This is a genomic window from Cryobacterium lactosi, from assembly GCF_004403945.1.
GTDB classification, from domain to species: Bacteria; Actinomycetota; Actinomycetes; order Actinomycetales; family Microbacteriaceae; genus Cryobacterium; species Cryobacterium lactosi.
This window is the reverse complement of record NZ_SOHM01000034.1, coordinates 133,321-158,167: the sequence shown is the minus strand read 5'-3', so window position 1 is coordinate 158,167 and position 24,847 is coordinate 133,321. Positions and strand designations below refer to the sequence as shown.

Here is a 24,847-nt window from a genome sequence, read left to right as displayed (position 1 = left end):
GTGGTCACGGTACAGGGCGCGGGCACCGAGGAAAGCACCGATGTCTTCATCGACGCCGAGCCGGAGACCCCGGTAGCCGAGGTCATGGCTGTCATCCGGTCCGCCGTCGGCGCCGAACCTATCGCGGTGCGTGACGACGACCTGACTTTCGGCGACAGCGGCCTGATTGACGGCGCCATCCTCACCCTGGGCTCGGCGCCGACGCCGACGGCTGGGCGACCAGGTCTCGCCGAGGTCCACTTCGTGGCCGGCCCCGACAGCGGGCGGATTCAGCCGCTCGCCGTCGGTGAGACCCTGTGGGGGGTCGACGAGAACGACCGGACCGTCTCCGGTGGCGCTGTGGCGCCAGGCGGCGGGCTGGTGTCGGTACTCCTCGACATCGATGGTGACGTCTGGGTGCGCTCGGTGGCTACAGACGGACCCACCCCTCTGCTCGAGCAGGCGGAGGTACCCGGCGACCGGGTTGCCTGGCCCGTGGGCGGTCAACTCAGGGTGGGCCTGAGCGTGCTCACCGTGCATCCGCTCACAAGCGGTGACGCCGAATTGATTCCGGCGCCCGAGCATGGCTGGCTCGACTACAACCGACCGCCCAGACTGCTTCCCCCGGTGGCGGTGAACACGTTCCGCCTACCGCCACCGCCGAAAGTGCCCGAGCGCAACTCGCTCCCCTGGATCACCGCGTGTATCCCTGCGATTCTCGGGGTGACGATGGCTGTGATGATGAAGCAACCGTTCTACCTGCTTTTCGCGCTGATGTCGCCCCTGATGATGCTCGGAACGTACTTCACCGCCCGCTCCAACGGCAAGAAGAGCCACCGCAGGCTGATGGCCGAGCATCGGACCACCATGGCCAGCATCACCGCGGAGATCTCGCGGGCCGTGCTTGCCGAACAGCGGTCCCGCCGCGCCACAACCCCGGATGCAGCCGCGCTGCTGCTCGCCGCGACGGCCCCGACCCGACGACTCTGGGAGCGCCGCAGCACCGATCCCGATCACCTGCTCGTCAGGGTCGGTACCACCGACCTGGCAAGCGAGGTCGTCCTCGAGGACCTGGCGGAACTCGAGCACCGCCGCCTATCGACCGAGATCAGCCACAGCGTGCCGGTGACTCTCTCGCTGACGGAGGCGGGGGTTGTCGGAGTAGCCGGCGGAGGCGACTGGGCCCGCCACCTGGGGAGCTGGATGATCGGGCAGATCGCTGTTCTCCAGAGCCCCCGCGATCTCCAGCTGTACGTCCTGGGCTCCCCCGACGATGCGCGTCAGTGGCACTGGGCCCGGTGGCTGCCGCACCTTCGGCCGGCACTCGGCCAAGACACTCTGACCCTCACGGGTTTCGACTCCGAATCGGTCGGCCGGCGGGTGGCCGAGCTCGGGCAGTTGGTGGCTGAACGGGTGGCGAGCGCCGCCGGCTCACGCTCCACGCGGTTCACCCCCGACATCCTCGTCGTACTCGACGGGGCACGCCGGCTGCGAGCCCTACCGGGGATCGTCAGCCTCCTGCGAGACGGTCCCGCGGTTGGGGTCTACGTGCTCTGCCTCGACGCCGAAGAGTCCAGGCTGCCCGAGGAATGCACGGCGGTAGTCCTCGAACGCCCGGCCGGCACCCTTCTGGTCACGCGGCAGAACGCCGATCCCATCGACGGTGTTTCGCTGGACACCATCGTCGAGGGGTGGTACGAGCGGATGGCGCGAAGCCTGGCAGCCGTCAGGGACGTGAGCTTCTCCGACAGCGACAGCCTGCTCCCGGCGTCGGCGAACCTGCTCTCGGTGCTGGGACTCGAGTCGCCCACGGGGACGGCAGTGGCGGCGCGCTGGTCGGCGCGAGCCCGCTCGACAGAGGCCGTGATCGGGCTCTCGCTCGATGGCCCGTTCTCGATCGACCTCGTGCGCGACGGCCCGCACGGCCTCGTCGCCGGAACGACCGGGTCGGGCAAATCGGAATTCCTGCAGACCCTGGTCGCGTCCCTCGCCGTGGCCAACCGGCCCGATGCGATGACCTTCGTGTTGATCGATTACAAGGGCGGCGCCGCCTTCAGCGAGTGTGCGCATCTGCCGCACACCGTCGGCATGGTGACCGACCTCGACACCCACCTCGTCTCGCGTGCCCTGAACTCGTTGCGGGCCGAACTCATCCGGCGGGAGGGGCTGCTGGGAGACGCCGGCGCGAAGGACCTCGAGGCGTACTACAGGCTTCATGCCGCCGCCGGGGGTGAGAACCTGCCGCGCCTGGCCATCGTGATCGACGAGTTCGCGGCGATGGCGAAGGAACTCCCCGACTTCGTGTCCGGCCTCATCGACGTCGCCCAGCGGGGACGCTCGCTCGGTGTGCACCTCGTCATGGCCACCCAGAGGCCGTCCGGCGTGATCTCACCGGAGATCCGGGCGAACACCAACCTTCGCGTCGCCCTGAGGATGACCGACGCCGGCGAGAGCTCCGATGTCATCGATGTTCCGGATGCCGCGCGCATCCAGAAGGTGACCCCTGGTCGTGCGTTCGCCCGGCTCGGCCACGCCTCGGTCATCCCGTTCCAGACTGCACGCGTCGGCGGCCAGGTGAAGGTCGGCGGCGACACCACACGTCGGGCGCCCAGCGTGACGCGACTGCCTCCGGAGCGATTCTCCCGAGCGGCCCCCCGACCCCAGATCGTGTCGTCCAGGGAAGGCGACGTGACCGAACTGTCTGTGCTCGTGAGCGCGATCCGGGCGGCGACCGAGTCGCTGGGCATCCCCGAGCAGCACAGTCCGTGGCTCCCCGCCCTGCCCGCCCTGGTGCGGCTGGACACCCTGGGAGTCGAACCGACGGCGCCGGCAGGCCGGGACCCGGCCGGAGACGGCCGCGTGCGATGGGCCCTCGAAGACCTCCCGGCCCGCCAGACCCAGCAGGATGCCGTACTCGACCTGGCCGATTTCGGCCACCTCTATATCGTCGGCGCCCCCGGATCCGGTCGGTCCCAGGCTTTGCGCACCATCGCCGCGAGCTCGGCGGCGACGCTGCCCCCGACAGACCTTCACCTCTACGCCATCGACTGCGGCAACGGCGCGCTGTCCTCGCTCAGCGAGGTGCCGCATTGCGGGGCCGTCGTGCAACGCAACCAGACGGAGCGGGCGACCCGACTCGTGCACCGGCTGGAAGCCGACCTTCTCAGGCGGCACGAGGTCCTCGCTGCCGGCAACCACGCGAACATCGCCGAGCAGCGCGGCGCCGCAGACGTATCGAGTCGACTGCCGCATGTGCTCGTGTTCATCGACCGGTGGGAGAACTTCGTGACCACTCTCGGTGAGGCCGACAGCGGAGCACTCCTGGACATCGTCTACTCGTTGCTGCGGGAGGGTGCGAGCGCCGGCATCCACCTGGTGATCGCCGGCGATCGTAGCCTTCTCACCAGCCGGATGAGCACCCTGAGCGACGACAAGCTGCTCCTCCGGCTCACAGACCGCGTCGACTACAGCCTGGCGGGCCTCAATCACCGGATCATTCCCACCGACATCGCTCCGGGTCGTGGGTTCCGCGGGGACAACGGACGCGAGCTCCAAATCGCTCTCCTCGGCGACGACCCGTCAGGGCAGGCGCAGAGTGAGGCCGTGCGGGCGCTCGGCCGGGAGCTCACCCAGCGGCACGCGGCGACCCCGGCAGCTGCCCGCCCGTTCCGGGTCGACGACCTGCCCTCCACGCTCAGGCTCGCCGACGCGCTGGCCCTCGCCGACGGCGAATCGACCGGCCCGATGTGGGCTCTGCTGGGGGTGGGCGGCAACCAGCTCCTGGCGCACGGGATGGACCTGGAACACGATGCACCCACGTTCGTCGTCGCCGGCCCCGCCCGTTCGGGCCGCAGCACCCTGCTGGCGGTGATGGCCGATTCGCTTCTCCGATCCGGCACCCAGCTCGTGCTCGCCTGCCCACGCTCCAGCCCACTGCGCGACTACGCCGACCTGCCCGGCGTCCGGGCCGTCCTCACCCACTCCGAACTGACCGAAGCGGACCTAGCCCCTCACCTCGATCCGGACGGCACTCCCGTGGTGCTCATCGTCGACGACGGCGAGATGCTCACGGATGTGCCCGCCAAGCTCTGGCTGCGCGGCTATCTTCGTGTGGCCAGGGAGAACCGGCGCGGACTCATCCTCGGCGGAAACTCAGCCGAGCTGTGCGCCGGGTTCTCGGGCTGGCAGGTCGACGTGAAGAAGAACCGTCGGGGCGCACTGCTGTCGCCGCAGAACACCATCGACGGCGACCTGCTCGGAGCCCGAGTCGCGCGATCGCTGGTGTCGACGACGATCACCCCGGGGCGCGCACTCGTGCACTTCGGATCCGGCGAGTTGCTCACCCTGCAAGTGCCCACTCGAACCGCGTCGACGGCACGGCCACTGGCCGGCCTCGGCACCACCAACAAGATGGAGAACAACAATGCCTGAGTCCCCCGAACCCGACGGCTACTCGATCGATTCCAGGCTGGGCCGCATAGTGCCGCCCCGGCCGCCCGGCGAGACACCGATGCACGCGGTCCCGATCTCTCCGCCGGTCTCGGCGCACCCGGCAGACGCCAGGATCACCGCATTCCCGGTTCCGTCGGCCGACCCCGCGGAGGAACCCCATTTCATGACCACATCGGACCGTCCGGCGCCCGCACGCACGGGCCTGCGCGGCCTGCTCAGCGGGATCGGCATCCGTGTGGCGCCTGGACCTGTCGAGCAGGCCAACCGGGATTCCGACGCCCGCCTGCGCCGCGACGAGGAGCTCATCCGTCAGGCCACCTGGACGCGCGCCGTGGGCGTGCTGGTCGCCAACCGGAAGGGCGGCGTGGGCAAGACGCCCGTGTCGCTTCTGCTCGCAGGCACCCTCGCCTCGATCCGCGGAGGATCGGTCTGCGTCGTCGAGGTCTCGGACGATCCGGGTTCTCTCACCTTCCGCGCCGAAGGCAGCCCCCACCTCGGTCTCGGCGAGCTCATGGCCGACGTCGGGAGCATTTCGAGCGCCGGCCAGCTCGCCGGGTACACCGCCCCGCAGACCTCGTTCGCCTCCGTCATCGGTTCGGTCGGCGACCGACCACCTCTCACTCGTGACCACGTCGCAGCGGTCGCAGCCGTGATCGACGAGTACTACAGCATCCGGGTCATGGACAGCGGCAACCAGTCCAGTTCCTCGGCATTCGACGGCGCGATCGAGTCGGCCGATGCCCTCGTCATTCCCGTGCTGAACTCCGGCGACGCGGTCCTCGAGGCGCTGGCGCTGCTGGACCGGCTCCGGCGCCAGGGCGGGCGGCAGGCCGAGCTCGCCGACCGCGCTGTCATCCTGCGCCTCAACGACGGCCGGCCGCAGCATCCGCAGGTCATGGAGCGGATCAACCGCATCATCGCCGGGGCGGGCTCCTCCCACGTGTTCGAGGTGCCGTACGACTCCCACATCGCCGAACGCGGGCAACTGACCCTGGGCAAGCTCGATCCGGCGACATACCGGGTGTTTGCGGCGACAGCCGCGGCTATCGTGTGCTCGGTCAAGGTCCCGGCCGGGTCACCGGGTCCGCCCGAGAGATGACTCCGCGCTGTGAGCATCCGGCGAGCGCGCATACTGGCGGGATGAACACTGGCGGGATGAACACAGAACCAGGAGCACGCGGCGTAGCGGTCATCACCGGCGGAAGCCGAGGAATCGGAGCCGCCACCGCGATTGCCGCCGCCCACGCCGGCTGGTCGGTGCTCCTCACCTATCAACACGACGAACAAGCAGCCATCGACGTGGTCCAGACGATTCACGACGCAGGCGGTCTTGCGTCCTTCGTCCGCGCAGACATGGCCGAGGAGACCGACATCGCGGCGATGTTCGACTCCGCAGACAATCTCGGCACGGTCACAGCGTTCGTCGCCAACGCAGGAATCGCAGCAGCACAATCGAGAGTCGATGAGCTCACCGCCACGCGCATAGCGGAGGTACTCGCCGTCAACGTGGCAGGCCCATTACTGGCCTGTGGCCAGGCGGTACGGCGGATGTCGACACTCCACGGCGGTGCCGGCGGAGGTATCGTCCTGGTCTCCTCAGCAGCAAGCCGGCTCGGGGCCCCGGCTGAGTACGTGGACTACGCCGCATCCAAAGGAGCCATCGACACACTCGGCCTCGGCTTGTCGCGTGAGGTGGCCAACGAGGGCATTCGGGTCAATGTCGTGCGGCCCGGGATCATCGACACGGAATTGCACGGCCGAAACGGTCGCCCGGACCGCGCGAAGGACCTGGCCCACACCATCCCGATGCAGCGAGCCGGCCACCCCGCTGAAGTCGCCGCCGCGATCATCTGGCTGCTCGGCGACGAGGCCGGCTACTGCACGGGAAGCATCCTGGACATAGCGGGAGGCCGCTAGATCATGCCCGCTGACCTCTGGCCGCTTCTGGATCTGCGCCTGACCACAAGCCGACTCGTTCTTCGCTGTCCCACCGACGACGAGCTCGCTGCCCTCGCCGACCTGGCCGCGGCCGGTGTGCACAACCCGGGCGAGCGGCCCTACCTCACACCGTGGACAGAGGGGACCCCGCAACAAACGGCTGTGCATGTGGTGCAACAGCACAGGAGCCGGCGGGGCGACTGGTCCCCAGACTCGTGGGCGCTGGATCTGGGTCTCTTCTGCGACGACCGGCCGGTGGGCATGGTCGCCCTTCGCGGGCGCGAGTTTCCCATCCGGCGCGAGGTCAAGACTGAATCCTGGCTGGGCCTGGCCCACCACCGGCAGGGGCTGGGCACCGAGGCCCGGAGCGCGCTCCTGCATCTGGCATTTGCAGGGCTGGGCGCCCACAGCGCCCTCACCGAGGTGTTCCAGGACAACGCGGGAATGCAGGGCGTCTCCCGGCGGCTCGGCTACCGTCACGACGGCATCTCTCGCGATGTCAGAGACGGTCAGTTCCTCATCTCAGATCGTCTCCGCCTCAACCGGGACGACTGGTTCGCCACGGACCGCATGCGGGTGGACATCACCGGCTTGGCACCATGCCTGCCCTCGTTCGGGCTCTGACCGGTTGTCACGGAGCCTGTCGGGCCGCCCCGGTGCGGTAGAGAACAGGGACGAACACCGCAAAGATGATCGCGCCGAGCCAGCCGCTCACCGCACCGATCCCGGGCATCCAGAAAATGGTGGCTGTTCCCAGGACGACCAAAGCACCACCCAACACCGCGAACACCTTCATCCCGTACAGGCTCATGAAGACCAGGTAGTGGGCTCCGACAATGATCAGGGAGGCCGGGAAGAAGAGCTCCGGCGCGAAGGACCCGAGTGCAATCGCGACGAGGAGCCCGAGGGGAACCGTGAATGCTGATTGCATCGCCAGGGCCGTTGACGGATGCCCCTTCGGCAAGGCTCCTCCACCTGTCGTGACCCTCAAGATCAGGGTGGAAAGCGGGAAGATCAGCATGCCTCCGAAGAACAGAGCGACCATCGCCGCACCGGGCGACACCAGAAAGTAGGCAGTGTTCGCCACCGCCCAAACGATTGCAGAGACGAGAGGGCCGCTGTACCCGCCTCGATAGATCCGGCGCACGTCTGCTTGAGCCTCGGCAATGGTCATACCCTAGTGGTAGCACCATTGCGCGGACGGCCTCGTTAAGCTGTCGCTTGTGATCTCCGACGCAGCGCTTCACCCGAGGGCGATTCTGGTGGGGATCGGCCGGGCAGGCAGCGGCCTGGTGATCACGGCGGTACTTGTCTACGTCTACGCCGTGCGCATCGCCGTCGGAGACGGCAATCCATTCGACTACTTCGGATACTTCACCAATCAGACGAGTCTGCTGACGAGCCTGATACTGATCGCGACCGGGACACTGGCCGTTCTCGACCGACCCGTCCCGGCCTCGCTCACCTTTGTGCGGGGAATCGCCACGGCCTATCTTCTCGTCGTCGCAGTGATCTACAACCTCCTGGTCCCGGGAACCGGGACCGCACCGCCCTGGGTCAGTGCGATCCTGCACATCATCTTCCCGCTCCTCGTCGCACTCGACTGGCTGCTCGTCGGCGACCGTCCGCGCTTACCCTGGCGACGGCTCTGGATGCTGCTCCCCTACCCGGTCCTGTGGCTGACCACGGTGCTGATCCGCGCCGTGACCGACGGCTGGGTCCCGTACGGGTTCCTGCTCCCCGAACGCGGGATCGCCTCGCTCATCGTCCACATCGTCGGGCTGCTCGCGGCGATCATCGCCGCCGGCGCACTCGTCTGGACTGCCAGCCGATCACGTGGCGTTTTCTACGTCCGGGCCGCGGAACGACCACCCCACCGGGCGTAAGGCGCTACTTTTCGCCAACGGCGACGATCGCCGGAGTCAGATCATCCGCCGGTGTACATCTCAATGGCCATCTCGACGCCCGCCGCAGCGCAGACATCGGACAGCTCCTGCACGGCACTGTCCCATTCGGCGGAACCGATGGCGGTCGTTCCCATGGCACCGAGGTCGACCGCCGGCGCAACGCGCTTCAGCGCGGCAGTTGCGTCGCTGACCTCACCCTCGCCACGGGTCGGCACACCATCCAATACACGCGTAGCCAGTCGGTACCAGCCCTGCTGCTCCTGCGTCGCCATCCGCCCGTCGCGAAGGCCGGCATCGGCGTTCGCGGTGATCGTCGCAACGTCATTGAAGCCGGTGCACGTAGCCGTGTCGGTCGCAGACTCCGCATCTGCCGGCGTCTCGGCTGGAGCCGGTTCGGCGCCCGCCACGCACCCGGACAGCGCCAGCACTCCAGCCAACGCCAATGAAACAAGACTCATTTGCCGACGAATCATTCGGTCCCCCCTCAGGAATCACACGTAGCCGTCACAGTATCCGATCCCGAGGTCGTGGAGCATGACGAGCTCGCGTTGGCGGCCCGACAGCAGACCGCCCGGTTCATCGGACACCGTGAAGCCGTTTCGTTCGTACGTTCGTCGCGCCGGGACGTTGCCCGCCATCACCGACAGGCCAAGCGTCGCCGCACCGGTCCCCGCCGCCCAGCGCGCGATCGCGGTGATGAGCGCAGTAGCCACACCACGGCTGCGGACGGCGGGGTCGACCCACAGTGAAATGAGCTCGGCGCGATCGGATTGGTCCGTGGCCGGGATACCCGTGGCCATACCGATAGGAGCGTTCCCCTACCGATAGGCGGTCACCGAACGAGGGTTCGGGTTATGGTCCGGATCTGCGACAGGACCACCTGCACGTTGGAGCGCTCCAGAGTCTCCGGTCGAGCCAGGCAGTCGATATGGCGCCCAAGGCCCGGGTGGGCGAGCGGACGGAGCTCCAGCTCCGGGTGGTCCCGCAAGTCGGTGGTGTACCGGGGCATCAGGGCGATGCAACCGCTCGCTTCGACGACGGCGGCCGCAACTGAGAACTCGTTGATCCGATGCCGGATGCGCGCCTCACTTCCCCCGATTCCCGCGATCACGGAGAGGGCCTGCCCGAGCGGGAAGCCTTCATGTACTGCGACCCATGCCTCGTCGAGCAGATCCGCCGGTTCGATCGCAGCCTTGGCCGCGAGTGGGTGATCGCGTCGGACAGCGATATCCAGGGGCTCGAACAACAGGGGTTCCACACGCACCGACCCCTGCCACGGCGGACTGCCCACCAATCGGTGCGCAAGGACCAGATCATGATCGGCCGTGAGGACGGGGAAAGCTTCTTGAGCCACGTCAAAATCGCTCAGCCGGACATCGGGCCGGTCGGGACTCGCGCAGGCGGCTAACAGCGGACCGAAGATGGCCAGGCCTGCACTGTGGAAGGCCACCACCGAGACGGTTCCCAATGGATCACCTTGGAAAGCCTCCACCGCCTGCCGGGCGCGCTCAAGCGCAACTTCCACGTCGATTGCCGCCAGCGCCAGGGCGCACCCTGCCTCGGTAAGCGCGGTCCGCCGCCCGTCTCTGAACGTCAACGGGGCGGTGGAGTGGCGTTGCAAGGCGCTGATCTGTTGCGAGATCGACGATGGCGTGACATACAGCGCCGCTGCGACGGCGGCGATGCTGCCCCGGTCGCCCAACTCTCTCAATGCGCGAAGCTGACCCAGTTCCATAAGTTCAAACTAAAGCATTCGACACCAAACGCGTCTCTTGTCTTACGTGAAGTGGAACCGGACGATGGTGGCATGCCTGCTCTCCTCCGCCGATTCCACGTCGACCTGCTCCTCCTCCTGGTCGCGGCCTCGTGGGGATCGACCTACCTCGTGGCCAAGGAACTCGTGAGGCCGGAGTCCGTGGTGGCGCTCCTTGCGCTGCGGATGCTGCTCGCCGCGGCCGTCATGGCGGCGATCGTGGCCGCTCGACGGAACCGGATCACCCCAGCGGAATGGCGCGCGGGCGTGCTGCTCGGCATGGTTCTGGCCGCCGTGTTCGCGTTCGAGACCTTCGGGATCGCCAATACGTCGGCCACGAATGCCGGACTGATCATCAGCCTGACGATCGTGTTCACCCCGATTCTCGATTCCGCGGTGTCCGGCCGCCGGCTGCCCGGCAGGTTCTTCCTTGCCGCCGTGATCGCGATCGGTGGCGTCGCCTTGCTCGCCAGCAACGGCGTGTTCCGCCCACCGAGCCTCGGCGACCTGCTCATCCTCGTGGCCGCGATCATCCGCGCCATCCACGTCACCTCGATGTTCGCGCTCACCGGCAACAAGCCGATGAATTCGCTTCACCTCACCACGGTGCAGCTGGCCACCTGCGCGATATTCTTCTCCACGGTCTCGCTGTTCTACGGTGACTCGATCCCGCATTTCCTTGTCCACCTCGACCCGGGCCGCACGGTCCTGTTCCTCTACCTCGTTCTCGCGTGCACGGTCTTCGCGTTCCTGGTGCAGACCTGGGCGGTGCGGCGCACCTCGCCATCGAGGGTGAGCCTGCTGCTTGGAACCGAGCCGATCTGGGCAGCCGTCGTCGGAGTGACGATCGCTCGCGACAGTGCGGCCCTCGCCGGCTACGTCGGTATCGCCCTGATCCTCGCCGGAACCGCGTGGGGCCGGTCCATCGAGCAGCGGCACCGTCTCACCCCGACAGAGCACAGGACACTCGCGCTTCTCAGGCGCCCTGAATGAGCTCGACGATTCCCTGCCGCACCTTTGTCGAACGTCAACTCAACCGCATTCCGGCCGCTCTCGACGACACCGGTCGAGACTCCTAGCGGACGATGCCCTGAAGATACGAGTTTCGCTGCTCGATCAGTCTGCGCATGTAGCTGGCGAGCACCAGTCGCTCAACGAGCCTGCCGAGGAACCCGAGCGGTGCCGCAAACGACACCCGGTCAATCATGAGAGTGCCGTCACCGTGCGGTCGGAACTCGTGCTCGTGGGTGAAAAAGCGGAACGGCCCGCGGGTCTGCTCATCTGAGAAACGCTCCGGCGGACTCATCGTGGTGATTCGACTCGTCATTCGCAGAGGGAGCCCAAAGTGCCACGCGCGCCAGGTGACCTCCTCGTTGAGGCCGATCAACCCACTTCGGACACCGCTGACCGCCGTCTCGCGGAACCCCGACATGGAATCCGTATGAGCGCTGATGTCCCGTGCGAGATCGAAGAGTCGCTCCGGAGGAAGCACCGACTCGGTGGCGCATTCGAACGAGACCGACATGGCGAACAATCTACCAGCAGCGGTTGGGCCTCCATCCCGTGATCTGACTAGCGTGGCGGCCGATGCGAGGATGTTCGAGTGAAGGAAAAGAACGGCGCACGCCGGCCAGACGTCACGACGGTAGAGCTGGTGGGCGGCACCGAACCACTCGAGCTCACGCTCCACAACTATGAGGAGCGGTGGGTCGGCCTCTACCTGGATCACAGGCGCCAGATCCTGAACGCTCTCGTCGCCGCCAACGTCGGCGTCGAGCACATTGGTTCCACGTCCGTCCCCGGGCTGGCAGCAAAACCGATTATCGACATCGTGGTCACCGTCGATGACATCACGGCAGAAGAGGACTACCTCGACCCGCTGCTGGTCGCCGGATACGAATTACGCACCCGCGAGCCAGGGCACCGTCTCGTGCGGACACCGGCCCGCGACGTTCATGTGCACATCTATGAACAGGGCGATCCCGCCGTCATCGAGTACCTGCTGCTCCGAGATTGGCTGCGCTCCAACGCGGCCGATCGCGCTCTCTACGAGAGCACCAAGCGATCGTTGCTCCGAAGCCGATGGGACGACATGAACGCCTACGCGGACGCCAAGACCGACGTCATTCTCGCGATCAAAGCGCGAGCGAGAGCATATCGCGTGCAGTGACCGGGCGTGCGGGGCTGCGACCCAGCCGACGTCCGTAAGCTGGGGGCATGTCTTCTTCCTTCTCGGTCAGCCAGGAGCGCAAGCTCGTCACCGCCCTCCCGGGCCCACGGTCAATCGCGCTGCAGGAACGACGCGTTCGCGCCGTGTCTGCCGGTGCCGGCACCCTTGCCAACATCTACATGGACCACGGCGCGGGAGCGATCCTGGTGGACGTGGACGGCAACCAGATCATCGACCTGGGCTGCGGCATCGGCGTGACCACCATCGGCCACGCCCACCCCGAGGTCGCCGCCGCTGCCGCCATGCAGGCCGGCAAGCTCACCCACACCCTGTTCACCGTGACCCCATACGAGAACTACGTGCGCGTCGCAGAGAAGCTCGCCGAGATCACCCCTGGTGACTTCGAGAAGCACTCGATCCTGGTGAACACCGGAGCAGAGGCCGTGGAGAACGCGGTCAAGATCGCCCGCAAGTACACCGGCCGCCGCGCCATCGTCAGCCTGGACCACGCGTTCCACGGCCGCACCAACCTCACCATGGCGATGACCTACCGCCCGTGGCCGGAGCGAGTGGGCATGGGCCCGTTCCCCGGTGAGATCTACAGCGTGCCCACCAGCTATCCCTACCAGGACGGCCTGACCGGCGAGGAAGCGGCCGAGAAGACCATCGACTACATCCAGACGCACATCGGCGCGTCCGAGATCGCGGCCTTCTTCGTGGAGCCGATCCAGGGCGACGGCGGCATCGTCATCCCAGCCCCGGGATACTTCAAGCGCCTGAGCGAGTTCTGCACCGAAAACGGCATCGTCTTCGTCTCCGACGAGATCCAGGCCGGCATCGCCCGCACCGGCGCCTGGTACGCCATCGAGCACCACGGCGTGGTTCCCGACCTGGTCACCACGGCCAAGGGCATCGCCGGCGGGTTCCCGCTTGCCGCCGTCACCGGCCGGGCCGAGATCATGGATGCCGTGCAGCCCGGTGGCATCGGCGGCACCTTCGGCGGTAACCCGGTTTCGACCGCGGCGGCCCTGGCGGTGTTCGACATCATCGAGCGCGACAACCTGCTGGACGAAGCCAAGCGCGTGGAGAAGGCCCTCTGGGCTCGCATCGGCGACTGGGCCGACACCTTCGGCATCGTCGGCGACGTGCGCGGCAAGGGTGCCATGTTCGGCGTGGAGCTTGTGCACCCCGGCACCAAGAAGCCGTTCCCCGAGGCGCTCGCGTTCGTGCTCAAGCACGCCACCACCAATGGCGTCATCGCTCTGGATGCCGGCAGCTGGGACTCCGTGCTGCGGATCATGCCGTCTGTGGTCATCTCCGAAGCCCTCATCGACGACGCCGCCTCGGTGCTCGAAGAGGCCTTCACGCTGTTCCAGGCCAGCCAGAAGTAGACGTCAGCCCAACAGCGCGCCCATCCCGTTCGGTCTCGACCAGCGGGGTGGGCGCGTTTTTTTCGAGCGTGGAGGTTCGGGCGCTCAGGCCAGCCGGGCGAAGCGACGAGACGCGCGGCGCAGCCAGGCCGTGCGCGTGCCGGCGTCGGAGCGGGAGATGTTGCCGTGGCTGAGCCACCGGTGCCTCCGCACGCCGATCAGGCCGAAGGTGCCGGTGAAGAGTGCGCGCACCGCGGGTCGACCGAACAACAGCTGATACCAGAGCGTGGGCGTGGTGCTGGTGGTCAGCAGGGTCACCGACGTGAGCGATCCGTAGCGTCCCATCAGCCTGCCGCCCGGCTTGGGCTCGTCGTACGAGATGCCCGGCAGCAGCACCTTGTCGAGGAACCCCTTGGTGCGCGCCGGCATGTTCATCCACCAGATCGGGAAGACGAAGGCCACATGGTCGGCCCGACCGAGCTTGGCCTGATAGTCGAGAACGAGCGGATCCAGCGACCGTCCCGATCGCCAGGCATTCAATTCCTGCGCCGACATCGCCGGGTTGAACGCATCGGCGGCAAGGTCGATGAGCTCGACGTCGTGCCCGGCTTGCTCCGCGCCGGCCATTGCGGCCGCCAACAGCGCCCGGGAGAAACTGCCCTGATAGGGATGGTCGATGATGAAGAGTGTTCGCATACGGCAAACGTTACACTCGCAACCGTTCGACACGCAACCATTCGATGTGCAACCGTTTTGAGCCGATGGCGGCATAGACTGGCCTGGTGACGAACAGCGCAGCCGAACCTTCGGACCCAGGGCCCATCGCCCCGTCGACAGAGCCTGCCGCGTCGACGAACAGCGAACCGTTCGTGGAGTGGTGGTTGGCCATGAGGCACACCGCCGCCCTGTTGGACCGCCAGGCCGAAGAAGCCGTCAGGCAGGCCACCGGGCTGAATCTCAGCCTGTTCGCCGTGCTGCGCACCCTCGACACCGAGAACGACTGCCTGAAGCAGCAGGACATCGCCACGTTGCTCAGCCTGACGAAGTCCACCATCAGCCGACTGGTCGATGCCGCCCTGGCGGAGCGGTTGGTGGAGCCGGACCCTGCACCGCATTCCCGGCGGGAGCGACGCATCCGGCTGACCGATGCGGGCCGCTCGAGCGTTCGTGCGGCCGACGATGCGATCTGCGCCGTGCAGCTGCAGGCGGCCGCCCAGTTCACGCGCACCGAGCTGGACCGGACGGTGACGGCGACGAGGAAGCTGGCTGAGGTGCTCGCCACCACCGGCGCGACACTTGCCCCGAAGACCTCCGCCTAGAGCAGTGAGGCCGGCTCGGCGATGATGGTCACCGGTTCGTGACCGACCGGGAAGTTGACCGACGCGGCGATGAAGCAGGCCTTGGACGCTTCAGCGTGCAGGGACTGGGCCAGCTCGGCCTGGTCGGGATCGGCGATGGTGACTCGGGGACGCAGGGTGGCGGCCGTGAAGTGGCCACCGCCATCCGCGGTCTGCGCCATCGTGCCGATCGCGTCGTCGGAATACCCGACGACGACGACCCCGTGTTTGGCGGCGACGTGCAAGTAGGAGAGCAGATGGCACTGACTCAGCGCCCCCAGCAGCAGCTCCTCGGGGTTCCACCGATCGGCGTCGCCGTGGAAGGTGCGATCGGCCGATCCGGCGATCTGCTCCTTGCCCGAGGAGGTCAGAACGTGGTCACGACCATAGGCCCGATAGCTGCTCGTGCCGGTGCCCCGGTTGCCCGTCCAATGGATCTGCACTGCATAGTGATGTGCACCGATCATGGCGTCTCCTTCGGGTTTCAGGCTTACTGATAATTCTCGCAGGGAATAGCCCGGACGCCTGGCCGCCCTGGCGGTAAACTGGCCCGATCATGACTGACACGTTGACTGATTCCGCTGCCGCTTCCACTCCCTCGTCCCCGGTTTACACGGTGACCCAGGAACGCAAGATCGTGACGGCCATCCCCGGCCCGCGATCGACGGAGATGCATCAGCGACGCCTGGCCGCGGTGTCCACCGGCGTCAGCTCCGCCCTGCCGGTGTACATCAAGAAGGCCAGCGGCGCGATCGTCGTCGACCTCGACGACAACCAGTTCATCGACCTCGGCGCCGGCATCGGCGTGACCACGGTCGGGCACTCGGAGACCAGCGTCGTCGCGGCCGCGACCGACCAGCTGAACGACTTCGTGCACACCCTCTTCACGATCACCCCCTACGAGGAGTACGTGCGCGTCGCCGAGCTGCTCGCCGCCCACACGCCCGGCAGCTTCGCGAAGAAGACCGTGCTGATCAACTCCGGCGCCGAGGCTGTGGAGAACGGCGTGAAGATCGCCCGCAAGTACACCGGTCGCCGCGCGGTGGCCGTTCTCGACCACGCGTACCACGGCCGCACCGTGCTGACCATGGCGATGAACTACAAGGCCGCCCCGTACGCCACCGGCTACGGCCCGCTGGCCAGCGACGTCTACCACGCCCCGAACTCGTACCCGTATCACGACGGCCTCACCGGCCCGGAGGCCGCGGCCCGCACCATCGCATACCTGGAGAAGGTCATCGGCGCCAGCGACCTGGCGTGCCTCGTGGTCGAACCCATCCAGGGCGAGGGCGGCTTCATGGTGCCCGCCGAGGGCTACTTGGTGCTGCTGCAGGAGTGGTGCACCGCGAACGGCGTCGTGATGATCGCCGACGAGATCCAGAGCGGAATGGCCCGCACCGGCGCCTACTTCGCCAGCGAGCACTTCGGCTGGGAGCCCGACCTCGTGCTCGTGGCCAAGGGCATCGCCGGCGGGATGCCGCTGGCCGCCGTGACCGGCCGCGCCGAGATCCTTGACGCGTCGCAGCCCGGTGGGCTCGGCGGCACCTTCGGCGGCAACCCGGTCGCCTGCGCTGCTGCGATCGCCGTGTTCGACGCGATCGAGCGTAACAACCTCCTCGCCGAGGGCCAGCGCATCGAGAAGACCCTCCGCGCCGGCCTGACCGCACTGGCCGACAAGCACAACATCATCGGCGACATCCGCGGCCGCGGCGCCATGATCGCCATCGAGCTCGTGCAGCCGGGCACCCAGACGACGACCAAGGCGCCCAACGCGGCCGCGGTCACCGCGATCGCCGCCTACGCTGCCCAGCACGGCGTGCTGCTGCTCACCGCGGGCACCTACGGCAATGTGCTGCGGTTCCTGCCCAGCCTGGCCGTGACGGATGCCCTGCTTGCCGACGCTCTCTCGGTTATCGACGACGCGATGGCGACGCTCTAACCGTGACGACGTCGACGACGCCTGCCGCGTTCGGCGCGGCAACGCCCGCCACCGCCGGAACCATCGAAGTGATCGACGCCGTCGAGTTGGCCGTCGTGGAACGCTCCGGTTTCATCGAGTCCCGCCATGCCGGCGCGGCCGTGGTGCTCGGCAGTGACGGCGCAGTGCTCCGCGCCCTCGGCGACGTCACCGCGCCGGTGTTCCCCCGCTCGTCGATGAAGCCCTTCCAGGCCATCGCGGTCATGGCCAGCGGTGTGGTGCTGCGCGGGGAGGACGCCGCGATCGCGACATCCAGCCACTCCGGCACCCAGAAGCACACCGACCTGGTGCGGGGGCTACTGGCCCGCGCCGGGCTCTCCGAGGCCGACCTGGGCTGCACGCCCACGTGGCCGGGCGACTCCGGCACCCGCGATTCCCTGGTGCGCCAGGGCGCCGGCCCGGCCCCGATCTACTCGGACTGCTCGGGCAAACACGCGGCGATGCTCGTGGCGTGTGTGCAGAATCACTGGCCGGTCGCCGGATACCTCGACCCGGAGCATCCGCTGCAGAAGCGCATTCTCGACGTCGTCGAGCGTTTCACGGGCGAGCGACCGGGGGCGAGCGGCGTCGACGGTTGCGGCGCCCCGGTGCACGCGCTGTCCCTGACCGCCCTGGCCCGAGGCATCGCCCGCATCGCCACGTCCAAGTCGAGCTCACCGTTCGCCATCTACCGCGAGGCCGGGTTCCTGGCCGAGGCGGTGCGGGAGAACGGCTGGGTCATCGCCGGGCCCGGCCTGCCGGACTCGATCGCGATCGAACGGCTGGGCCTGTTCGTCAAGGGCGGTGCGGAGGGCATCATGGTGGCCTCCGCCGACAATGGCACCACGGTGGCGTTGAAGATCCTCGACGGCAACCTGCGCGCGGCCACCATCGTGGCCCTGAGCCTGTTGGCGGATGCCGGCGCGGTACGCCGTGCCGACATCGACGCGATCGTGCCCGAGCTCAAGCTCGCCGTGCACGGCGGTGGCCAGCCGATCGGCCAGATCCGCGCCAGCTACGTCTGATCCCGTTCACGAGAGCGGTGCGGCCGCCTCAGCGCGCTGAGCCAGCTACGCTGAGCCGGCTACACAACCCCTCTCGCGCTACTGGCGCTGACTAGGCGGGGTCCGTGTCGGCAGGCTGTGCGGCTGCGCCGTCTTCCTGCGCCATGGCTAGCGCCGACGCCTCCGGCACCCACTGCACGTCGCCGTGCTCTGCATTCGCGCCCCGGGCGAGCACGAACAGCAGCGTCGACAGCCGGTTCAGATAGCGTGCACACAACGGATTGACCACGGCAGGATGCGCCTCAACGGCGACCCAGACCGCCCGCTCAGCTCGCCGCACCACGGCACGCGCCTGGTAGAGCAGTGAGGCGGCGACGGTGCCGCCGGGGAGCACGCGGCCGCTGAGGTCGGCGGCATCCGGCTCGAAATGGTCGACCGCCCGCTCCAGGCGGGTCAGGTGGGATTCTTGGATGCGCGCGGTCGCGGGCTCGGCAGCGTCCAGCGGCACGGCCAGGTCGGCGACCAGATCGAACAGGTCGTTCTGCACGCTCGCCAGGGTGGACGTGATCCCGATCGGCAGGTTGCCGACGGCCATCACCACACTCACCTGCGCGTTGGCCTCGTCACATTCCTCGTAGGCGGCGACACGCACATCGGTCTTGGCCACGTCGCCGTGCCGACCGAAGGTGGTGCGACCGGAATCGCCTCGTCCGGTATACAAAGAGGGCCCAGCGGTTCCGGATTCATCAAGTTCAGCCATAGCGGCCACTATAGTAATGTCCCCTGAATCCACGTACCGTTGATGCAGACCACGGGCCACCACTGACGCCACACCATCGCTGATTGTGCACAATGCGAATTAGTCGGAGCCTGTTCGGTCGGCAAGGAGCACCATGTCCAGAGGCATTTCCGACGACGACATCGAATCCGCGCTCGGGGACGCGGTTGACGAACCCGCCCGCACAGGCTGGGCCACTGTAGACAAAACGGTCTTCGGCGTCTCCGCCGGCATCATCCTGGTGGTCTGCCTGCTCGGTGTGTTCTTCACCGATGCCGTGGGCGCCGGGGCGTCGGCAGCCCTGGGCTGGGTCACCAGCAACCTGGGCTGGCTGTTCATCCTGGGGGCCTCCGGCTTCGTGGTCTTCGCTCTGGTGCTGGCGTTCGGCCGGTACGGCAGCATCCCGCTCTCGCGCGAAGGGCAGAAAACCGAGTTCTCAACGCTGTCCTGGGTATCGATGATGTTCAGCGCAGGCATGGGTATCGGCTTGATGTTCTACGGCGTCTTCGAACCCGTCACCCACCTGGCCTCGCCCCCGCCGTTCGTCGATGCTGAGCCGAACAGCCCCGAAGCCGCCAACGCGGCCATGGCGTACACCTTCTTCCACTGGGGTCTGCATCCGTGGGCGATCTACGCGGTGGTCGGCCTGGCGCTGGCGTACTCGACCTATCGGATGGGACGCGGCAACCTGATGAGCTCCCCGTTCCAGGCCATCTTCGGCAGGGACCGCATCGTCAACAAGGGCTGGGGCAAGCCGATCGACATCCTGGCGATCATCTGCACCAAGTTCGGCTCGGCGACGTCCCTCGGGCTGGGTGCGCTGCAGATCGCGGCCGGCTTCTCGCTGCTGACCACCGGCGAGTTCGCCGACGACCCGGGCACCGCCCTGCCCATCATCATCATCTGCGTGCTCACGGTCGGCGTGGTCTTCTCCGCCGCAAGCGGCCTCGCCAAGGGGATCAAGTGGCTCAGCAACACGAACATGGTGTTGTCCGCCGTGCTCGTGGTGTTCGTCTTCGTGGTCGGCCCGACCGTGTTCATCCTGAACCTGCTGCCGTCGGCCATCGGCGCGTACCTGGCCGATCTCGTCCCGATGAGTTTCCACTCCGCCGTGTTCGGCGGCAGCGACTGGCTGGCCAGCTGGACGATCTTCTACTGGGCGTGGTGGATCTCCTGGACCCCGTTCGTCGGCACTTTCATCGCCAGGATCTCCCGCGGCCGCACTATCCGCGAATTCGTCCTCGGCGTGCTGCTGGTGCCGACAGCGGTCAGCATCCTCTGGTTCGTCGTATTCGGCGGCGCCGGCCTGCACCTGCAGCTGGGCGGCATCGACATCGCCGGCACCGGTAGCGAGGCAGCCGGGTTCTTCGCCGCCTTGCAGCAGTACCCGTTCTTCATCGGCTCTGCCCTGGTGGTGATGGTGCTCACGGCGGTGTTCTTTGTCAGTGGCGCTGATGCCGGCGCCCTCGTCCTCGGCACACTCTCGAGCCGCGGCCGCAAGGAACCGTGGAAGCCGCTGGTGATCTTCTGGGCAGTGCTCACCGGCGCTGTCGCCGCGGTGCTCCTGTTCGTGGGCGGCTTGGGGGCCCTGCAGACCTTTACGATCCTGGCGGCGACCCCGTTCGTGGTGATCATTATCGGCCTGTGCGTGTCCCTGTACGTCGACCTGCGCCGCGACCCGTTGCGCAAACGCACGGTCGGGCCGGTACGCACCTCTTCCGAGGTTCTCGGCACTGTGCCGTTCACCAGGCCGGCCACCGACGGTGACGACGACGGGGGGCCCGCGGATGCCGCATCCCCGGCCACCGATGACAACGGGCACTAGGCGAGGCGGGCCTGGCGTTTGGCGCGGGCGGCCGCGGAGACCTGCGCGGTGACCACGATCACCAGGGCGAGGATGAACACGGCCGAGGCGATCACGTTGGCCTCGGCGGGGATGCCGCGCGACGCCGAGATGTAGATGTACTTCGGGAACGTCGTCACCGCGCCGGAGTTGAAGTTGGTGATGATGAAGTCATCGAAGCTCAGCGCGAACGACAGCAACGCGGCCGCCAGGATGCCGGGCAGCAGCAGCGGGAAGGTGATCCGCGCGAACACCTGGCCGGGCGAACCGTAGAGGTCCCGTCCGGCTTCCTCGAGCGCCGGATCCAGACCGGCGACGCGGGCCTTCACCGTCACCACCACAAAGCTGATGCAGAACATCGTGTGCGCCAGGATGATCGTGAGCATGTCCTTGGGCACACCGAGCGAGAGGAACTGCGCGGCCAGCCCGGCGCCGAGCACGACCTCCGGAGTGGCCATCGGCAGGAACAGGAGCAGGCTGGTGCCGGCCCGGAACTTGAACCGGTAGCGCACCAGGGCGATCGCGATCATGGTCCCCAGGGTCGTAGCGATCACGGTCGCGGCCAGTCCGATGATCAGGCTGTTGCCGAAGGCCTCACAGACGGCCCCGTTCTGCACCGCGCAGACGTTGAGCCACTTGTCCAGGGTGAAGCCGCGCCAGGTGATGTTCGACTTCAGCGAATCGTTGAACGAGAACACAAAGGTGTACACGATCGGCACCATCAGGAAGATCAGGGCCAGCGCCGTGTACAGCGGCAGCAACCATTTGCCCAGGGATAGACGGGTCACAGCAGCTCCTCGGTTCCGCTTCTCTTCACGTAGACGCCCACCATCACGAGAATCACCGTCATCAGGATGATCGACAGCGCGGCCGCCGCCGGGTAGTTCAGCAGTACCAGGAAGTTCGCCTCGATCACGTTGCCGATCATCTGGGTGTCTGCTCCGCCGAGAAAGTCGCGGCTCGCGTTGATGTAGTCGCCGGCGGCGGGGATGAACGTGAGCAGGGTGCCCGCCACGATGCCCGGCATCGACAGCGGGATGGTGACGGTGCGGAAGGTGTGGAACCCGCTGGCATAGAGGTCGTTGCCGGCCTCGAGGTAGCGCAGGTCAAGACGCTCAAGCGTCGTGTACAGCGGCAGCGTCATGAACGGGATGAAGTTGTAGGTGAGGCCGAAGATCACCGAGAACGCGGTTCCGGTGAGGTGCGCATCCGGAGCCAGCAGCGACACCGCCTTGAGCGAGGTCACCAGGAACGACTCGTCGGAGAGGATCTGCTTCCAGGCCAGGGTGCGCAGCAGGAAGCTGATGAAGAAGGGCGCGATCACGAGCACCAGCATCAGGCTCTGCAGCAGCGGCCAGCGCCGGGCGGTGACCCCGATGAAGTAGGCCAACGGGTAGCTGAACGCCAGCGCCAGCACCGTCGCGATGAGGGCGTAGCCGAAGGAGCGCAGGATGTGCGGCCAGTACTGCTCGATTACCGCCACGTAGTTCTCCCAGCGGAACGCGTAGCTGTACATTCCGATGTCGCCGAACTCGCTCGGCGCCTGCAGCGAGGTGAGGATCAGCGATACCAGCGGGGCGAGGAAGAACAGCACCAGGTAGAGGATGCCGGGCAGCAGCAGGAGCAACGCCACCTTGCTGCGGCGGCGCGGCGGCGCATCGGTGGGCGGTGCGGCCGTGCTGGCGAACGCGGCGAACGCCATCTAGGCCTCCTCGAGCTCCGTGACGAGTGCGGCGCGACGCTGCGCCGCGATGCTCTTGGTGGTGGTGTCGGCCACGAACTTGGGGTCAGGCGCGACCGGGTCGTCGTCGAGGCCGAAGCCGTGTTCCACGTTCCAGGTCACCCAGACCTCGTCCCCTTCGCCCTCGACCGGCCCGAACGAGCGGTTCTGTTCGAACACGATGAGTACGCCGACGCCGGGTACGGTCACCAGGTACTGGGTGCTGACCCCGGTGAACGAGACATCCGTCACCCGGCCGGGGCCCATCACGTTGCTTCCGGCGTCGAGTGTCGGTTTGTCACGGTGCAGGGTGAGCTTTTCCGGGCGCACGCCGATGGTGACGCCACCGGCGTGCCGGTGGGAGCGGGTTTTGGGCACCACGATGCTGCGCCCGGCGATGTCGACGGCGATGGCCGCGCTGGTCTCCCCCACCACCGGTCCGGTGAACAGGTTGGACTGGCCGAGAAAGTTGGCCACGAAAGTGGTCTTGGGCAATTCATAGAGCTGCTCCGGCGCGCCCATCTGCTCGATCCGGCCCTTGTTCATCACCGCGATGGTGTCGGCCATGGTCATGGCCTCCTCCTGGTCGTGGGTGACGTGCAGGAAGGTGAGGCCGACCTCCTCCTGGATGGTCTTGAGCTCGAGTTGCATCTGCCGGCGCAGCTTGAGGTCGAGCGCGCCGAGTGGCTCGTCGAGCAGCAGCAGGGCCGGCCGGTTCACGATCGCCCTGGCCAGCGCAACCCGTTGCTGCTGTCCACCGGAAAGCTGCACGGGCTTGCGGGCGGCCAGGTGGTCGAGTTCGACCAGCCGGAGCGCCTCGTGGGCTTTGCCGAGCGCATCCGCGATTTTGCGGCGGCGCAGCCCGAAGGCCACGTTCTCGAGCACCGTCATGTGCGGGAAGAGCGCGTAACTCTGAAACACCGTGTTCACTGGCCGTTGATAGGCCTTCTGGGTAGTGACGTCCTGGCCGCCGATCAGGATGCGGCCATCGGTGGGGTCCTCCAGCCCGGCCACCAGGCGCAGGGTGGTGGTCTTCCCGCAGCCGGACGGGCCGAGCAGAGCGAAGAACGAGCCGGCGGGAATGACCAGGTCCAGGTGTTCGATGGCGGTGAAGCCGGGGAACCGTTTCTGGATGCCGACCAGCTCCAGGTCGGCACCCCGGTCGGCGAAGGCTCCGCTGGACACGGCTCAGGCTCCCAGCAGAATGCTCTGGAACTGGGCACCGTAGGTCTGTTCTTCGGCGCCGCTCAGGGTGCGGAACACCTTGGCCTTGGCGAGGGTGGCATCGTCGGGGAAGATCAGCGGGTTCTCGGCCAGCTCAGGGTCGATCTCCATGGCCGCCTCCTTGGCGCCGGCGACCGGGGTGATGAAGTTCACGTAGGCGGCGACCTCCGCTGCGACGGCCGGGTCGTAGTAGTAGTTGATCAGCGCTTCGGCGTTGGCCTTGTGTGCGGAGCCGATCGGCACGACGAAGTTGTCGTTCCAGATGGTGCCGCCCTTGTCCGGGACCACGAAGCCCCACTTGTCGCCGTTCTCGGCGTTGAGCTGCACGATGTCGCCCGACCAGACGATGGCGGCGAGGCTGTCGCCGTTGACCAGGTCCTCCTTGTAGGAGTTGCCCTTGATGTTGCGCACCTGGCCGTCGCTGACCTGTTTCTTGAGTACATCGATCGCGGCGGTGAACTCCTCGTCGCCCCAGTCACCGGAAATGTCGATGCCCGCGTCGAGCATGATCAGGCCCATGGTGTCGCGCATCTCGGAGAGCACACCGACGCGGCCCTTGAGCTCGGGGGTGTTCCACAGCTGTTCGACTGACGTGATGCCGTCGGGGAACTTCTCCTTGTTCCAGCAGATGCCGGCGAAGCCGCCCTGCCACGGCACCGACAGCTCCCGGCCAGGGTCGAAGTCGACATCCTTCAGGCTGGGTAGCAGGTTGGTCAAGTTGGGGATGTTGGCGTGGTCGAGTTCCTGCAGGTAGCCGAACCGGGCGAGCCGGCCCACCATCCAGTCGGTGAGGCACACGGTGTCGGCGCCGATGTCCTTGCCCAGCGCGAGCTGGTCCTTCACCTTGCCGTAGTAGGTGTTGTTGTCGTCGACGGCCTCGGTGTAGTTCACGGTGATGCCGGTCTCGGCAGTGAACGCCTCAAGGGTCGGGTAGTTCCCGGCGTCGTCCACGTCGATGTAGAGGGCCCAGTTGTCCCAACGCAGGGTCTTGTCGTTGCCGGACACGTCCGCCGCCGCGGTCGGCTTGGCCGCGCTCCCCGTCGCACAGGCGGCGAGCGCAAGCGCCGCTGCTCCGGCCCCGCCGGTAAGCAGGGCACGACGACCGAACTGTGCCTGCCTGGCCTGGCGGATGAGCTGCTGGATCATCGGGTCTGCGGGCATGGGCCTGGACGACATGTCGGTCTCCTTGCATTTCTTCAGCGGCTTCGGAAGCGTTATGACGACCCGGCCCGCTGCGTGACGAGTGGACCGATACTGGCACAGTCGGAACCAAACCCGCCACAAAATGATCAAAACGTTAACATTCCTGCAATTTTCAACCGATTTCGTCGTGGGCTCTCGACCGCTGTTCCGGCGATCGGCGAGGCACGCGCAGTAGGCTGTGCACCCAGGCTGGCCCCCACCAGGCTGTCCCC

General features: G+C 67.2%; 24 protein-coding genes. 12 read left to right on the top strand and 12 right to left on the bottom strand.

The annotated features are described in order from the left end of the window. From E3T61_RS17145 to E3T61_RS17130, 4 genes are read left to right on the top strand one after another with little or no spacing between them, the layout of a single operon-like run. On the top strand, positions 1-4,410 hold the full coding sequence (locus E3T61_RS17145; protein WP_198418721.1) for an FtsK/SpoIIIE domain-containing protein: 4,410 nt from the start codon (positions 1-3) through the stop codon (positions 4,408-4,410). Next, positions 4,403-5,530: a MinD/ParA family ATP-binding protein gene (locus tag E3T61_RS17140; RefSeq protein ID WP_134642063.1), complete on the top strand. Its 1,128-nt coding sequence runs from the start codon at positions 4,403-4,405 to the stop codon at positions 5,528-5,530. The genes E3T61_RS17145 and E3T61_RS17140 overlap by 8 nt, the downstream gene beginning before the upstream one ends. Before the next feature lie 56 nt (positions 5,531-5,586). Beyond that, on the top strand, positions 5,587-6,348 hold the full coding sequence (locus E3T61_RS17135; RefSeq protein ID WP_134642062.1) for an SDR family oxidoreductase: 762 nt from the start codon (positions 5,587-5,589) through the stop codon (positions 6,346-6,348). Positions 6,349-6,351: 3 nt separating this feature from the next. Further along, on the top strand, positions 6,352-6,993 hold the full coding sequence (locus tag E3T61_RS17130; RefSeq protein ID WP_134642061.1) for a GNAT family N-acetyltransferase: 642 nt from the start codon (positions 6,352-6,354) through the stop codon (positions 6,991-6,993). Between the two features lie 7 nt (positions 6,994-7,000). On the opposite strand, the gene E3T61_RS17125 is transcribed toward E3T61_RS17130, so the two are convergent. Then, positions 7,001-7,543, bottom strand: coding sequence for a DUF7010 family protein (locus E3T61_RS17125; RefSeq protein WP_134642060.1), 543 nt, complete (start codon positions 7,541-7,543; stop codon positions 7,001-7,003). 49 nt (positions 7,544-7,592) lie between these two features. Here E3T61_RS17125 and E3T61_RS17120 point away from each other — a divergent pair, with 49 nt between their 5' ends. Beyond that, entirely contained in the window at positions 7,593-8,255 is a 663-nt protein-coding gene (locus E3T61_RS17120) for a Pr6Pr family membrane protein (protein WP_134642059.1), read from the top strand. 41 nt (positions 8,256-8,296) lie between these two features. Here E3T61_RS17120 and E3T61_RS17115 read toward each other — a convergent pair whose 3' ends face one another. The 3 genes from E3T61_RS17115 to E3T61_RS17105 are packed head-to-tail and all read right to left on the bottom strand — an operon-like array spanning position 8,297 to position 10,011. Further along, positions 8,297-8,749 (bottom strand): hypothetical protein, encoded by a 453-nt coding sequence (locus tag E3T61_RS17115; RefSeq protein ID WP_134642058.1) that lies wholly within the window; start codon positions 8,747-8,749, stop codon positions 8,297-8,299. A gap of 18 nt (positions 8,750-8,767) precedes the next feature. Continuing rightward, complete coding sequence (locus E3T61_RS17110) at positions 8,768-9,082, bottom strand: GNAT family N-acetyltransferase (RefSeq protein ID WP_338145541.1); 315 nt, start codon at positions 9,080-9,082, stop codon at positions 8,768-8,770. Between the two features lie 26 nt (positions 9,083-9,108). Continuing rightward, positions 9,109-10,011 (bottom strand): LysR family transcriptional regulator, encoded by a 903-nt coding sequence (locus E3T61_RS17105; protein WP_134642056.1) that lies wholly within the window; start codon positions 10,009-10,011, stop codon positions 9,109-9,111. Positions 10,012-10,083: 72 nt separating this feature from the next. Between E3T61_RS17105 and E3T61_RS17100 the strand changes: the two genes are divergently transcribed. Beyond that, on the top strand, positions 10,084-11,022 hold the full coding sequence (locus E3T61_RS17100; protein WP_134642055.1) for a DMT family transporter: 939 nt from the start codon (positions 10,084-10,086) through the stop codon (positions 11,020-11,022). A gap of 82 nt (positions 11,023-11,104) precedes the next feature. Here E3T61_RS17100 and E3T61_RS22600 read toward each other — a convergent pair whose 3' ends face one another. Beyond that, a complete protein-coding gene (locus tag E3T61_RS22600) occupies positions 11,105-11,809 on the bottom strand; it encodes an SRPBCC family protein (RefSeq protein WP_338145538.1) in 705 nt (234 codons plus the stop codon). On the opposite strand from E3T61_RS22600, the gene E3T61_RS17090 reads away from it, so the two are divergent. Both E3T61_RS17090 and E3T61_RS17085 read left to right on the top strand, forming a co-directional pair. After that, entirely contained in the window at positions 11,750-12,199 is a 450-nt protein-coding gene (locus tag E3T61_RS17090; protein ID WP_338145540.1) for a GrpB family protein, read from the top strand. The genes E3T61_RS22600 and E3T61_RS17090 overlap by 60 nt on opposite strands. 47 nt (positions 12,200-12,246) lie before the next feature. Beyond that, on the top strand, positions 12,247-13,590 hold the full coding sequence (locus tag E3T61_RS17085) for an aminotransferase class III-fold pyridoxal phosphate-dependent enzyme (RefSeq protein ID WP_134642052.1): 1,344 nt from the start codon (positions 12,247-12,249) through the stop codon (positions 13,588-13,590). Positions 13,591-13,674: 84 nt separating this feature from the next. Here the strand turns inward: E3T61_RS17085 and E3T61_RS17080 are convergent, their stop codons facing one another. Continuing rightward, the gene (locus tag E3T61_RS17080) at positions 13,675-14,265 is read right to left on the bottom strand and encodes an NAD(P)H-dependent oxidoreductase (protein WP_166793286.1); all 591 of its coding nucleotides are present in this window, start codon (positions 14,263-14,265) and stop codon (positions 13,675-13,677) included. An 86-nt stretch (positions 14,266-14,351) separates the two neighbouring features. On the opposite strand from E3T61_RS17080, the gene E3T61_RS17075 reads away from it, so the two are divergent. Next, positions 14,352-14,888 (top strand): MarR family winged helix-turn-helix transcriptional regulator, encoded by a 537-nt coding sequence (locus E3T61_RS17075; RefSeq protein WP_134642050.1) that lies wholly within the window; start codon positions 14,352-14,354, stop codon positions 14,886-14,888. Here E3T61_RS17075 and E3T61_RS17070 read toward each other — a convergent pair. Continuing rightward, the gene (locus E3T61_RS17070) at positions 14,885-15,373 is read right to left on the bottom strand and encodes an OsmC family protein (RefSeq protein WP_134642049.1); all 489 of its coding nucleotides are present in this window, start codon (positions 15,371-15,373) and stop codon (positions 14,885-14,887) included. The two genes, E3T61_RS17075 and E3T61_RS17070, sit on opposite strands and share 4 nt — an antisense overlap. 89 nt (positions 15,374-15,462) lie before the next feature. Here E3T61_RS17070 and gabT point away from each other — a divergent pair, with 89 nt between their 5' ends. Both gabT and E3T61_RS17060 read left to right on the top strand, forming a co-directional pair. Further along, positions 15,463-16,845: a 4-aminobutyrate--2-oxoglutarate transaminase gene (gene gabT / locus E3T61_RS17065; RefSeq protein WP_134642048.1), complete on the top strand. Its 1,383-nt coding sequence runs from the start codon at positions 15,463-15,465 to the stop codon at positions 16,843-16,845. 2 nt (positions 16,846-16,847) lie between these two features. Beyond that, positions 16,848-17,888 (top strand): asparaginase, encoded by a 1,041-nt coding sequence (locus tag E3T61_RS17060; protein WP_134642047.1) that lies wholly within the window; start codon positions 16,848-16,850, stop codon positions 17,886-17,888. A gap of 91 nt (positions 17,889-17,979) precedes the next feature. On the opposite strand, the gene E3T61_RS17055 is transcribed toward E3T61_RS17060, so the two are convergent. Further along, positions 17,980-18,627, bottom strand: coding sequence for a cob(I)yrinic acid a,c-diamide adenosyltransferase (locus E3T61_RS17055; protein WP_134642046.1), 648 nt, complete (start codon positions 18,625-18,627; stop codon positions 17,980-17,982). A 133-nt stretch (positions 18,628-18,760) separates the two neighbouring features. Here E3T61_RS17055 and E3T61_RS17050 point away from each other — a divergent pair, with 133 nt between their 5' ends. Continuing rightward, positions 18,761-20,470, top strand: a complete 1,710-nt coding sequence (locus E3T61_RS17050; protein ID WP_134642045.1) for a BCCT family transporter — start codon at positions 18,761-18,763, stop codon at positions 20,468-20,470. On the opposite strand, the gene E3T61_RS17045 is transcribed toward E3T61_RS17050, so the two are convergent. The 4 genes from E3T61_RS17045 to E3T61_RS17030 are packed head-to-tail and all read right to left on the bottom strand — an operon-like array spanning position 20,467 to position 24,608. Continuing rightward, complete coding sequence (locus tag E3T61_RS17045; RefSeq protein WP_241992643.1) at positions 20,467-21,276, bottom strand: ABC transporter permease; 810 nt, start codon at positions 21,274-21,276, stop codon at positions 20,467-20,469. The genes E3T61_RS17050 and E3T61_RS17045 overlap by 4 nt on opposite strands. Continuing rightward, positions 21,273-22,190, bottom strand: coding sequence for an ABC transporter permease (locus tag E3T61_RS17040; RefSeq protein ID WP_134642044.1), 918 nt, complete (start codon positions 22,188-22,190; stop codon positions 21,273-21,275). Before E3T61_RS17040 ends, E3T61_RS17045 begins: the two co-directional genes overlap by 4 nt. Further along, complete coding sequence (locus E3T61_RS17035) at positions 22,191-23,393, bottom strand: ABC transporter ATP-binding protein (RefSeq protein ID WP_134642043.1); 1,203 nt, start codon at positions 23,391-23,393, stop codon at positions 22,191-22,193. A gap of 3 nt (positions 23,394-23,396) precedes the next feature. Continuing rightward, positions 23,397-24,608 (bottom strand): ABC transporter substrate-binding protein, encoded by a 1,212-nt coding sequence (locus E3T61_RS17030; RefSeq protein ID WP_134642042.1) that lies wholly within the window; start codon positions 24,606-24,608, stop codon positions 23,397-23,399. Positions 24,609-24,847 lie beyond the last annotated feature (239 nt).